Origin of the sequence: Virgibacillus flavescens (assembly GCF_050574275.1) — a bacterium.
Classification (GTDB): domain Bacteria; phylum Bacillota; class Bacilli; order Bacillales; family Amphibacillaceae; genus Virgibacillus_F; species Virgibacillus_F flavescens.
Genome location: NZ_CP192260.1, coordinates 128585 through 141455, shown reverse-complemented (window position 1 = coordinate 141455; position 12871 = coordinate 128585). Strand labels below are relative to the sequence as shown.

Genomic DNA, 12871 nt, shown 5'->3' with positions numbered 1-12871 from the left:
GAGGCTACTGAAAAAGTTACATGTAGTACGAAATAAGTGGAACTACCAACCGCATCTTCGAATATACTCCGCTTTCCGCGGGCGAGTGTCGAGCCTCTTCGGACTGGCTATCCTTCAGGGTCTCGCCGATCTCTTACTTCCCGCAGGAGTCTCCGTATATTCGAAGATGCTAAGTATTGGCGGTAGGAAAATTTATAACATCTACACTTTTTCAGTAGCCTCGCCTTACCTCCCGCAGGAGTCGACTGCCAGCAGCGAAAATCTTTTGACGGGATATAGATGATATTAAATTGTATAGCGCACAATCAAATTCGCTACTTAGTCTACTGAAAAAGAGATAGATTTTAAAATTACGTTATCTCACCTTAACCTAGCATCATCGAATTCATGAGACTCCTGCGGGAACAGCACGAGTCTGAAGGCCCCGCAGAGTGGTTTTCTCGAGGAGACTGAAGCCGTGCCCGCGGAAAGCGAAGTGAATTCGATGATGCGATCACAGATCCACTAAATCCGTGTTTCATGTAACTTTTTCAGTAATCAAAGACAGTGTAAAAAATTGTATGTTACTTCGCATTACACATCTAATACGACACAGTAACTCTGAAAAAAATAATTGATTCGTGGCACGTATCATACTTCAAATGCTACAAGTACTAAAGTTTATGGCACACATCATGATTACCTAAGTGCGAAAGTTATGTTATTTTAATTATTCTGTCCGAATTTTATAGATATAATCTGGGCTATCCTATATGATTATAAAAAGACTCTTTTTCAAATTTGAAAGGGGAATTAAAATGAGCGAAAACATATCATTGCGGGATGCCTTTAAACAAACTGAAGTTCAGACAGCAGGTCACGGAAGCAGAAATATACAGGTACTCACAGATGCATTTAAAAATATAGATGATGAACAGGAAAGTGATAACTATGGAAGCGGAAAGATAATTGAAGATTACCAAGCGAAAATGGCCGCATACTTTGGTAAAGAGTCCGCAGTATTTTTCCCCAGTGGAACAATGGCTCAGCAAATTGCACTGCGAATTTGGTGTGATGACAAAGATTTGAATAAAGTTGCCTACCATCCATTGTGTCATCTGGAAATTCATGAACAGGATGGGTTAAAAGAGCTGCACCACATTCAACCTATTCTATTAGCAGATGAAGACCGTGTAATTCAACTCGAAGATGTTCAAAATTTAACAGAAGATATTGCTTGTCTCTTGCTGGAATTGCCTCAACGTGAAATTGGAGGTCAATTACCACAGTTTGAGACACTAGTTGGAATTTCCGATTACTGTCGTTCAAAGGGGATTAAACTTCATTTGGATGGTGCACGACTGCTTGAGATTCTACCGTATTATCAAAAAACCGCCCATGAAATCTGTGAATTATTTGATAGTGTATATGTTTCTGTATATAAAGGCATAGGAGGAATTGCAGGAGCAGTTTTGGCTGGAGATACAACGTTTACAGAGAAATCAAAAGTTTGGAAGCGGAGGCATGGCGGTGACTTAATTAGCCTATACCCCTATATTGTCAGTGCAGATTATTATTTTGAACAACGCAAAGATAAAATGAAACAGTACTACGAAGAAGCGGTCGAGCTTGCGTCTTTTTATAATCGATGTCATGGGGTTTCCACAATTCCTGAAGTGCCAGTTTCTAATATGTTTCATGTTCATATTGATAAAGCGAAGGATGAACTTACAACTATCTTGATTTCTGTTTATGAAGAAACTGGAGTAGGTTTAACAGGTTATCTCAGGGAAACGGAAGAAAAGAAATGTAACTTTGAGGTAAGCACCGGTGATAATTATTCCACGATTTCTACTAGCGTTGTGAAGAAAACGTTCGAACTTTTAGATGAAAAATTAAAAGAAATCAACTAAATTCGATTCGACTTCCTAAAAGCTGTTTGACTGCATCTCCAAGTCGTACAGTTTTTTTGATGCCTGAAAACATAATATTTATTTATAATCCATAGAAAATGGTATGATAGTAATAACGTATTTAGATACTAACAGGTAATAGAAAGAGGATATAAAATGAATAAAAGTTCGGTTCTATCAAAGGAAAAGAAAACAATTACGCTGACTGACCTGAGAGAATTATTTAAAGCAATTGTTTTACTACTAAATGTTCTCCCAGTTTTCACTGGATTTTGGTTAGCTATATATTTTACAGGTGCATCTATCGGGGATCACTGGATCACGCTTTTGTTAACGTTGATCGGCAGTACGCTGGTTATGGCCGGAGCATTGCTGATTAATAATTGGTACGATGCAGATATTGACGCAGTAATGGAAAGAACGAAGAAACGTCCAACGGTTACTGGTTCCATATCGCTTAAAACAGTGTTCAGAATGGGGATAGCCCTCTCTTTCGCTGGTTTTGTTGTGCTAATATTTACGACGATTGAAGCGACTTTATATGCGTTCGCTGGTTGGTTTATCTATGTGATTTTGTATACCATGTGGTCAAAAAGAAGGTATACGCTTAATACTGTGATTGGAAGTGTCTCTGGTGCAGTAACGCCATTGATTGGCTGGACAGCAATCGAACCTGGGTACCATATTGTGCCGATCGTATTATTTCTAATGTTATTTGTTTGGCAGATGCCCCATACTTTTGCGATTGCAATGAAGAAATATAAAGAATACAGTGCTGCTAAAGTTGCTATGCTGCCAGTTGTACATGGGTTTAGCATGACAAAGAGACAGATGGTGGTTTATATTGCTTGTTTACTTCCATTGCCATTGTTTCTGACGCAATTAGGTACTGCATTTCTGGTAATTGCAACAATACTCAATATCGGTTGGCTGGTTGCAAGTTTAAGCGGATTTTTTGCCAAAGACGATTTGAAATGGGCACATCTTATGTTTATCTGCTCTGTGAATTATCTAGCTATCCTATTTATTTCAATGATTGTTGTGACGTTACCGGTTTTCACTTAAGGTGACGAAACAACAAATGATTCTCTTTCCTCCTTACAAAAAAATAAGAGGATGTTGCAAAACTTTTACATCAATTTGAGATAGTGCGGAGGAAAGAATATGTGGCTAGAAGATTTTTTAATCAATGCATGTATCATATTATCAATTATGTATCTATCTAGCTTAGTTCATAAAAAACTGATTGCAAATGTACATGAGAATATGAAGGTAAGTTTGTTTATTGGTATATCTGTATTTATTGGATGGGTATCCATGCTGTTCGGAATACATTTAAATAATTTTGTTATTTTTGATCTTCGCTTTGTTCCAATAATCATTGCCGTTATTTTCTGCAAAAACTATATTCATGTACTGATGATTGCATTTCTAATTGGGATGATGCGATTAACATTTGGAATTAGCGAAGCTGCATTTGTAGGTATGCTTAACATGATGCTGCTGGGTGCTGTGGGAATTACCCTGCATCGTTTACTGGTTAATAGGAGTAAGTTGACGAAGGTACTATTAATAATTATTACCATGAATATAATCAACATGGTCATCATTGCTATATTCGGGGTTATACCGATAGAAAGGTTCTTTTTAACGATCGTCCCTTCTGTTTTACCCGTTAATGTCATTTTTAGTTTATTGCTTGTATGGATTATAAAGGATTTAAAGGATGAGTTTGAACACCAAATGGAACTCAGGAACATTGCCGAAACAGATCCATTGACCAGTCTGTATAATCGAAGAGCATTAACGCAATACCAGACCAATCTTTTGAATAACCCACAATCTAATAATTCACCAAATGCCATTGCTTTTATCGATATTGATCATTTTAAACAAGTTAATGACACCTATGGTCACGAGACAGGTGATAAAGTGCTTCAACACATGGGTAAGAAAATTTCCATATTAATTGGAGATTTTGATTTTGCCTCCAGGTACGGTGGTGAGGAATTTGTGATTATTTTCCGTGATGCAGATGAAGAAAAGTTGATTGACAAGCTGGAAGGTTTCCGAAAATCACTTGAGGCAGCGCCAATATATGCCGGGGAACACACCATTACTATTACCGTTTCAATCGGAGTGGCTGTTAGCCCGCCATTATCTTTAAACAAGCTTATTCATTATGCTGACATGGCTCTTTACGATGCCAAACGCACAGGACGGAATAGAATATGTATGTATGAGGAATCAGGAAGTGTACATAAGCAAACGGCAACGTAGTCTAGTAAACTACGTTGCCGTTTTACTATAAAAGGTTATTGTAAAAACTCAAACACTTCTCCAGCTATATCAGTATTATCGATGAAACCACTAAACACTTCGCTCTTAGGTCCATAAGCATAAACTGGAACGTCAACTCCTGTATGTCCGCTAGTTGTGAAGCCAACTCCAGCACGGTCATTGAATACTTCTGCAATCGTACTGTACAGTTTATCAAAATCATCTTTACTAGCTGCTTCTTTGATTGAAGACATTTCTGCGTCCGTAAAATCAAATGTTACATATTTACTTAAAACGTCTTCAACAGCTTTTCCATCAGCAATTTCCTGTGCCATGAATTCAGGTGTGCGCTTTGCAGCTTTGATTAGTTCAGGGTTAAAGTTGTAATTCCCATCACGTCCTACAGAGAATCCGCCGGTTGAATGATCTGCTGTTACTACAACTTGTGTATGTCCATTTTTCTTAGCAAATTCCACTACTTTTTCAAATGCTTTTGCGAAGTCATCCATTTCACTCATTGCACCAACAGAGTCGTTAGCGTGACCTGCCCAGTCAATTTGGCTTCCTTCCACCATGAGGAAAAACCCATCTTTATCCTTACTCAATTGCTCTAATGCTTCGGATGTCATTTCCGATAGAGAAGGTGTTGATTCTTCTCGGTCTATCGCTTTTGGCATTCCTACTGGAGCGAACAAACCTAACAGTTGCGCGTTTTCATTTTCCTGCAATTCTTTTGTCGTCGTTACATAGTTAAAACCATCTTCCTTGAAATCTTTTATCAGGTTGCGGTCTTGCCGGTCAAAGTAGGATGTTCCTCCGCCAAGAATAAGGTCTACTTTGTGTTTGCCATTTATCTTATCGTCAAAATAATCGTCAGCAATATTATTGTAGTTATTGCGGGATACATCATGTGCACCAAATGCCGCTGGTGTTGCATGATTTACTTGAGAAGTTGCCACTAACCCAGTAGCCATACCTTTTTGCTTGGCAGCCTCAAGAACAGTTCCAACTGGTTTTTTATCGTTATCAACTGCAATTGCACCGTTATATGTTTTAATACCAGCTGCCATAGAAGTAGCCGCTGCAGCAGAATCTGTTACATTTTCCTCGGTATCTTCAGGATAAGTACTTGCCATACCAACAAGATGCTTGTCAAAGATCGTTTTATCCATTACTGGTGTTTCCGGATTATCCTGCATATAGCGATAAGCAGTGGTATATGCTGGTCCCATACCATCGCCAATCATTACAATTACGTTTTTTGCCTTTCCGTTGTTACTGGATTTATGTTTATTCTTCCCATTGTCAGCACTCGTATTTGTGCTGTTCATTCCAATAACACTTCCTAAAACTAGCAAACAAACTGTTGCGATAATCCAAACCTTTTTTCGCATGATCTTCCTCCTTGGAATTTGTATTTTCTCTACACTTAACATGGTAGAATAAAAACTAAGTTAAAAAAATAGTAGAATGGTTGTCAATTTTGTAAAATTTATAAAGGTAATGTAAATCTGAAAGTTGCATGATTGGTTTCTAGTAGATACGTAGGAAGTAAATTCATAATCGCTTAACATTTAAAGGAAATAGGTGAAAAAATGGTAGTTTTTACTTAAGGACCTTGTAATCACTTAATAGAAAAAGGTATTTGAATTGTTGTATCGAAATTTACAAAGAGAGAGTTTTAGGAAAGGATAGGTGTGAAAATGGATATTATTCATGAATTAGAATCGTTTTTACCGAAAGAGCGGATCTCTACAAATACAGTGCTGAGGGAACAACACAGTAAAGATGAGTCGTATCATACGCCTAAATTGCCTGATGCCGTAGTATACCCAATTAACGCGGATGAAGTTAGTGAGGTTATGAAACTAGCAAGCGCCAATCATGTTCCGATTGTACCGTTTGGACTCGGAACTAGTCTAGAAGGTCATGTTATTCCGCAAAATGGTGGAATTTCGCTCGATTTTTCATTAATGGATACGATTATTGAAGTATTACCCGAAGACTTTCTGGTAAGGGTTCAGCCTGGAGTTACCCATGTGAAATTAAACCAGGAACTGAAAAAGCATGGACTTTTCTTTACGGTAGACCCCGGGGCTGAGGCAACACTCGGCGGAATGGTTGCAACAAATGCGAGTGGAACTACCGCAGTAAAATATGGAATTATGCGTGATCAGGTACGCGATCTGGAAGTCGTATTGGCCGACGGGACAATCATGCATACGGGAACGAGAGCTGCGAAGTCGTCTTCAGGCTATAACCTGAATGGCTTGTTTACTGGATCAGAAGGGACGCTAGGTTGTTTTACAGAATTGACGTTACGCGTTTATGGTATTCCTGAAATGATCATGGCTGGCCGGGCTTCTTTTCATTCAGTTGATAAAGCGATAGAGGCAGTAGGCAGTATTCTCGCTGCTGGAATTCAAGTTGCCAGAATTGAACTGGTTGACGAATTCTCTATGAAACAGGTTAATACGTTTAGTGATACCAACTATAAAGAAATACCAACATTGTTTATTGAATTTCATGGTAATGAATCTGGATTAATGCAGGACGTAGAATTCACAAAAGAAATACTAGCAGATGTTGGTGTACATGCCTTTGATTTCGAAAAAGACACACAGGGACGCAATAAGCTGTGGGATGCACGACATAATGCTGCCTATGCATTTAAGCATGGTTTTCCAGGAAGACAGCTGATGACAACCGACGTATGTCTGCCGCTTTCCGAACTAGCAGGCGGGATTGAATCTGCCAGGGCAGCTTTGAAGAAGTACGATCTGAAAGGCGGAATTGTTGGCCATGTTGGGGATGGCAACTACCACACAACGCTTATGATCGATACTGATAACCAAGTTGAAATGGAAAATGCAAAGGAATATAATAGATTTATAGTGGATTACGCACTAAAGCGTGGAGGATCATGTACAGGGGAACATGGGGTAGGACTAGGTAAAATTGAATATCAGGATTTAGAGCATGGAAATGCACTACCTGTAATGAAGATGATCAAAAAATCACTTGATCCTGTCAACATATTAAATCCTGGAAAGATCTTCCCTTTAGAATGAAAGGAATAAACCTGAATTTTTTGTGAGAAATTCAGTATTTGCAAAAAATAGTGAGAAATTAAATAGAGTGCTATATCGTTAGTGATATAGCACTCTATTTTCAGTTGAATATAAGGTGTATTTTAAAGTTTTTTTACAATCGTTTTATAGTTGATTTAAAATGAGACGTGACAGCGGTTGTTTTACTGTTGCGGACTTTTGCTTTTTCTATCGTTCACCACAGCAGTGAATTGTATATCCACAGCGATCGCGGGGAAGCGAACATGTTTTTCAGCTATGTCGCATTTTATTTAAATAGCAACTGAAGGTTTGTGAAAAGGTCAATGTGGTCATATAATTAGGAAACTAGATAAGCCACTAAAACATACCGTTCAGGTGCTGGCCCGATAAACTGAAAAGGATAACATGTCGTTACAGTTAAAATTGCGCGAGGTTTTGGAACGATAACTGTTCGATCATCTGCATCAACTATCCGTACATTTCGAATTTTATATTTGAACTCACCAGCAGAGGTTCGAACAATTAACATATCACCATTCCCAACTTTACCAAGCTCCCTAAAAACTGTATCACGATGACCTGAAAGGACTGAATTATTATCTTCACCTGGTAATACACTCCCAGCAAAATGGCCAACACCCTTTTCCAATTCATCTTCATCTGTTCCATGGTAAATGGGAAGAGTAGCATTTAATTTTGGTATATAAAGTTCTCCGATATTATCTCCAATTTTTGGAAGGGTAGGATATAGACGAGAAAGATTTGATTTAGATTCTGTTTTTATTTCTGCTTTTGATGGTTGAGCTTTCACAGCTGGCTCATCTCTAGAAGAATTAACTTGATAAATTAAATAACCCTTAGCAAACTTTGCTAAATTCGTTGATGAAAACCATAAGCCAAACAAAACAAGCAGTGCTGTGAATAAAAGAAGAATCAACCGATTTTTGCGATTGATCCGTGTGCCTTTAATTTTATGCATATTATTATGCCTTCTTTACTATACGATAGAAATAAATACCTAATACCATAATCAGTAGACCAAGAAAAGCATTCATAGCATAAGGTGTTGCTGTTTTTGGTAGTTTGCCACCTTTGATTGTTTTGTGTTCCACTGTTTTTGAAATTGGTTTTTCGTATTCAGTTACAGATTTAGCGGCTTCATTAACCTTTTCGCCTACTACATTGATTGTTTCTGAATCGACCATCGCCCCCGTTATAATCAAATCTGCTAATAAATCTCCCTCAAGATTAAACAGCGTAATTTTAAGTTTTGCATTTTCAAGCTCTTGTATTCCGAATAGGTCAGTAATGGACAATGGTGTTTCAGAGCCATCTTTTACAAGGCTATAGGATGCTTTAAGGTGAAAAATATCCAGAAATTCATGGTAAATGGAAATAAGCTGTGCAATTTGCTCCTCGGTCAACTCAGTAGTATGCTCAAACTCTACAAAATCCATCATTCGATAAGCTAAGTTTTCTAATTTTTCCAATGTTTCTGGTTGTGCAAGTTCGTTTTCGATTGACATAAGATGCTCATCTAGACGTTGCAGCTCTTCATCTGTCAGATCAAATTCTTCTTGAAAGAGTAGAAGCAGGTCTATTACCATTTCTTCATCAGTTTCGAGTGGCCATTTCCCCGTATACATCATAACTGACTGTTCTAAGTCATCGATAAAAATGTAATTATCCATGGCATCGTCATTTTCTTTCAAAAGTTGCAGTAAAGCTTCCTTGTCGAGCTCGTAATATTCCATAAAATAATCTAAATTGCTTAAATCAGCTTTAATAGTATCGCCTAAAAAACTGCGAAGCTCATTTACTTTTTCAAAGCTCTCCAGACTATCCTCATATAATGCAAGTGATTTTTCTATATCTTCTATTGTTACGTCAAATCCTCGTATGTTACTAATCTCTTCTAAGTAGGTAACTAGATCCTTGTCAAAATTTTGATCACGTTCAAATGATTGTTCATCAATGTAGTACGCAACTGAATCCTTTAACTCATTAACAAAGATGTAGTAGCTGACATCATCACCATATTCCTCAAGTAATTGGAACAGACTTTTCTGATCAAGGCCATGGATCTCATAAATTGTATTCAAATTGCTTAGGTCTGCTTTAATTGGATCCCCTAATAGAGCGCGAACTTCCTCAAAAGATGTAAAATCCTCTAAATTTTTATCATAAAAATAAAGGGCGAATTCAATATCTTCCTGGGAAACGTCGAACCCTCTGATCTTACTAATCTCGGTAACATATGTTTTCAATTTCTGGTCGAAATTTGGATTCTGTGCAGCTGATGAAACATTTGGACATAACCCAACAAATAAACACAACGTTAATAAAATTGACCCGATCTTTCTCATCGTTCATCCTTTTCTCCTCTAAAAAATGTAATGTGCTCTAGAAGATTATAATGTGGTAGAAGGTTTTTAGCAATATAATATTTTGATTCTTAAAATTTCTTTGCTTGTTTAGGACAGCTATGAAGAAGTACGATCTGAAATGCGGAATTGTTGGCCATGTTGGGGATGGAAACTACCACACAACGCTTATGGTCGATACTGATAACCAAGTTGAAATGGAAAATGCAAAAGAATATAATAGATTTATAGTGGATTATCTAAAGCGTGGAGGATCTTGTACTGGGGAACATGGAGTAGGACTAGGTAAAATTCAATATCAGGATTTAGAGCATGGAAATGCATTACCTGTAATGAAGATGATCAAAAAATCACTTGATCCTGACAATATCTTAAATCCCGGAAAGATCTTCCCTAATTAAAACTAAAATCTGATATAGGGGTGTAGGCATGTCTGTCGTAGAAAATATCTTAGACTTTAATAAGGAATTTGTAAAAAACAAGGAATATGAAAAGTATGCAACATCAAAATTTCCAGATAAAAAAATGGTTATCTTAACATGTATGGATACACGCTTATTGGAAATGCTTCCGAAAGCAATGAATTTAAAGAATGGTGACGCAAAGATCGTCAAAAATGCAGGTGCCATGATTAAGGATCCATTTGAAAGTGCAATGAGCAGCATTATTGTCGCGCTTTATGAACTAAAAGCTGAAGAGGTAGTGGTAATTGGCCACTATGGCTGTGGAATGACCGGAATGAATGCGGATTCCATCGTTGATAAAGCATTAAAGGGAGGAATGGAATCTTCCACGCTTGATAATTTGCGCGAATCTGGTGTAGACGTTGATAAGTGGCTGCAAGGGTTTGACGATGTAGAAGAAAACGTACGTAACAGCGTTGATATCATCCGGAAACATCCTTTTCTTCCGGCTAATACGCCAGTTCATGGGCTTGCGATTTCGCCTGAGACCGGTGAACTTACAGTGATTGATATGGAAAAAAGCAGGGACTAAAGTATAGTATAAATAAAATAATCCTAACGAAGCTTTCGACTTCGTTAGGATTATTTGCTATGAAAAAACTATTTTTAACGTCGCTGCGTCAAAATACTTCGCTTTCCGCGGGCACGGCTTCAGCTTCCTCGGAATGCAAAAAACGCTATTCCACCGGGATCTTCAGCTCGCGCTGTTCCCGCAGGAGTCTACGTATTTTGACTACGCTAAGTGTCTGCGCTGAAATTATATTTTGCTTTGTTCGCCTCTTCGCGTCTTTTCACTTAACCATTTAGTTATCTTGCCTGTCTTTTGTTTATACCATTTTTTCCGTAAGCTTTAGATATTCGTCGATTGCTTTTATCGTTGGATGAATCGAAGCATCCCAGAAACCTTTCTGACTTATGTCCTGTTTAAGGAAACTAGAAGCTAATTGTTCAACGGTCATTTTTCCGGAGTTACGCAATAATTCATCATATTGATCAGGAAACTGTTTCCCTTGTTCCTTAGACAATGCATATACACCGTTACTGAAGAGATAGCCAATGGTATAAGGAATGTTATAGAATGCAAGGTCAGTATGAAAAAAATGAGGAATGGTCATCCAGAGATAATGGTTCTGCTCATCAATAGTATCTCCATAAGTTTCATTCATTACATCCTTCATCAAATGGGAAATTTCATCTGAAGTTAGTGGCCCTAGTTTTCTTTTTTCATATATTCGTTGTTCGAATTCAAACATCGCCGGTACCATCACCTGGTATTTCAATCCATTCATTATTTTCAATTCCAGAAGCGATAGTTTTTCCTTTTCATTTGATGCGTGTTCAATGGCAGCATCTAATACCAGGTTCTCAGCAAAGGTGGATGCTGTTTCAGCAACACTTACGCTGATCTGTTGGTTAAATGCAGGTTCATCCTGCAAAATATAATTATGGTATGCATGACCTAATTCATGTGCAATTGTTACGATATCCTGATAGCTCCCCGTATACGTCAGGAAAATACGGCTTTCTTTCTCATGAGGCATATATGCACAAAATCCACCATGCATTTTGCCTGTTCGATCTTCCGCTTCAATCCAACCATCGTGAAAGGCTTTCTCTGCAAAATTGCCAAGCTTTTCACTAAATTTATAAAACTGGGTAACCACAATATCAGCAGCTTCACTATAGGAAATTTTTTCATTGGAAGTAAAACTAGGCGTGTCCGTGTCATACCAGCTCAACTTCTCCAGCTTCATAACGTTAGCTTTCCGTTTTAAAAAGGATTGGGCGACAGCTCGATTATCTTTAAGTGTGGAAACCATCGCCTGAACCGTATTTTCATTAATTCGATTCTCTTCCATCGCTTCTTTTAAAACATTATCCCAGCCTCTTTTTTTGTATACATCCAATCGAAATCCGTTAATTCGGTTTAAAACTGTAGTGAATTCGTCTGATTGCTTCTTACATATTTCAACGAGTGCGCGAGCTGATTGCTGTCGATTGGAGCGTTCACTTGAATACATTATATAACTCAGCGCTTGCCCGATCGAAAGTTCTTCGGTTTTTCCGCCCTTTTCAACTGGAATGCGCAAATTTCCCATCATTTGCTCATAATATTCTTCCCACCCAATAAATCCATTAACGGAAAGCTCTCCTATTAGTTTTTCCATCTCTAGTGGTAACTTGTCTTCCATTTTTTGTTTTCGTTCTTCTAAGTAAAAGCGGTATCCATTCACATCATTGTGCTGCAGTAACTTTTCCCATTCTACCTCCGAAAGCTTTGCTATAACTCCATCTATATCGATTTTTAGTGACTCAACCCTCGCTTTAATTTTTTCACTTTCGTCGATTAGCTTAGCAATGTCAGGATCCTCCACATTAACAGCGTAGAGACAGATTAAGAACTCATCCAGTTCAAAGGCAGAACTCATGAATTCCTGCATTTCCAGAAGGAGATTAACCAAATTGTCGGTTTCATATTGATCAAACGTTTGAACTTTTTTCTGCAGTACAATCATGTTCGCTTTTAGTCGTGCTATTAAATTCTTTAATTCACTTGATTCTTTCCCACCAGGATAAAGAGAATCAAGGTCCCAGTTTTCACTGATTACTTTCTCCATATATAATTCCTCCTAAAAACTGTTAGTACTTAGAAGTATAGAGAATTTCTAATTTTCTTGCATCCATCTAGAGGCTGACCTCAAATAAGTATCGAGGATTACAATAGTCAATATATGAGATGTAATATGTTCTCTTTCCAATTAGAAATATCAAAAAAGAGA

General features: G+C 37.7%; 10 protein-coding genes. 6 read left to right on the top strand and 4 right to left on the bottom strand.

What is annotated here, in order from left to right; genetic code table 11:
- The first annotated feature begins 797 nt into the window (after positions 1 to 797).
- From VBD025_RS00660 to VBD025_RS00650, 3 genes are all read left to right on the top strand, one after another.
- Positions 798 to 1892, top strand: a complete 1095-nt coding sequence (locus tag VBD025_RS00660) for a threonine aldolase family protein (RefSeq protein WP_430788328.1) — start codon at positions 798 to 800, stop codon at positions 1890 to 1892.
- Between the two features lie 156 nt (positions 1893 to 2048).
- Entirely contained in the window at positions 2049 to 2957 is a 909-nt protein-coding gene (gene cyoE / locus VBD025_RS00655; RefSeq protein ID WP_430788326.1) for a heme o synthase, read from the top strand.
- 99 nt (positions 2958 to 3056) lie between these two features.
- Positions 3057 to 4172: a GGDEF domain-containing protein gene (locus tag VBD025_RS00650; protein ID WP_430788324.1), complete on the top strand. Its 1116-nt coding sequence runs from the start codon at positions 3057 to 3059 to the stop codon at positions 4170 to 4172.
- A 35-nt stretch (positions 4173 to 4207) separates the two neighbouring features.
- On the opposite strand, the gene VBD025_RS00645 is transcribed toward VBD025_RS00650, so the two are convergent.
- A complete protein-coding gene (locus VBD025_RS00645; protein WP_430788322.1) occupies positions 4208 to 5566 on the bottom strand; it encodes an alkaline phosphatase in 1359 nt (452 codons plus the stop codon).
- A gap of 309 nt (positions 5567 to 5875) precedes the next feature.
- On the opposite strand from VBD025_RS00645, the gene VBD025_RS00640 reads away from it, so the two are divergent.
- On the top strand, positions 5876 to 7243 hold the full coding sequence (locus VBD025_RS00640; RefSeq protein WP_430788320.1) for an FAD-binding oxidoreductase: 1368 nt from the start codon (positions 5876 to 5878) through the stop codon (positions 7241 to 7243).
- A gap of 337 nt (positions 7244 to 7580) precedes the next feature.
- On the opposite strand, the gene VBD025_RS00635 is transcribed toward VBD025_RS00640, so the two are convergent.
- Positions 7581 to 8222 (bottom strand): class D sortase, encoded by a 642-nt coding sequence (locus tag VBD025_RS00635; RefSeq protein WP_430788318.1) that lies wholly within the window; start codon positions 8220 to 8222, stop codon positions 7581 to 7583.
- Positions 8223 to 8226: 4 nt separating this feature from the next.
- Positions 8227 to 9609 carry a processed acidic surface protein gene (locus tag VBD025_RS00630; protein ID WP_430788316.1) on the bottom strand — a complete coding sequence of 461 codons (1383 nt, stop codon included), beginning with the start codon at positions 9607 to 9609 and terminating at the stop codon, positions 8227 to 8229.
- Positions 9610 to 9713: 104 nt separating this feature from the next.
- Here VBD025_RS00630 and VBD025_RS00625 point away from each other — a divergent pair, with 104 nt between their 5' ends.
- Positions 9714 to 10028: an FAD-binding oxidoreductase gene (locus VBD025_RS00625; protein WP_430788314.1), complete on the top strand. Its 315-nt coding sequence runs from the start codon at positions 9714 to 9716 to the stop codon at positions 10026 to 10028.
- 28 nt (positions 10029 to 10056) lie between these two features.
- Positions 10057 to 10623 carry a beta-class carbonic anhydrase gene (locus VBD025_RS00620; protein ID WP_430788312.1) on the top strand — a complete coding sequence of 189 codons (567 nt, stop codon included), beginning with the start codon at positions 10057 to 10059 and terminating at the stop codon, positions 10621 to 10623.
- Between the two features lie 295 nt (positions 10624 to 10918).
- On the opposite strand, the gene VBD025_RS00615 is transcribed toward VBD025_RS00620, so the two are convergent.
- A complete protein-coding gene (locus tag VBD025_RS00615; RefSeq protein ID WP_430788310.1) occupies positions 10919 to 12709 on the bottom strand; it encodes a M3 family oligoendopeptidase in 1791 nt (596 codons plus the stop codon).
- Between the last annotated feature and the right edge of the window lie 162 nt (positions 12710 to 12871).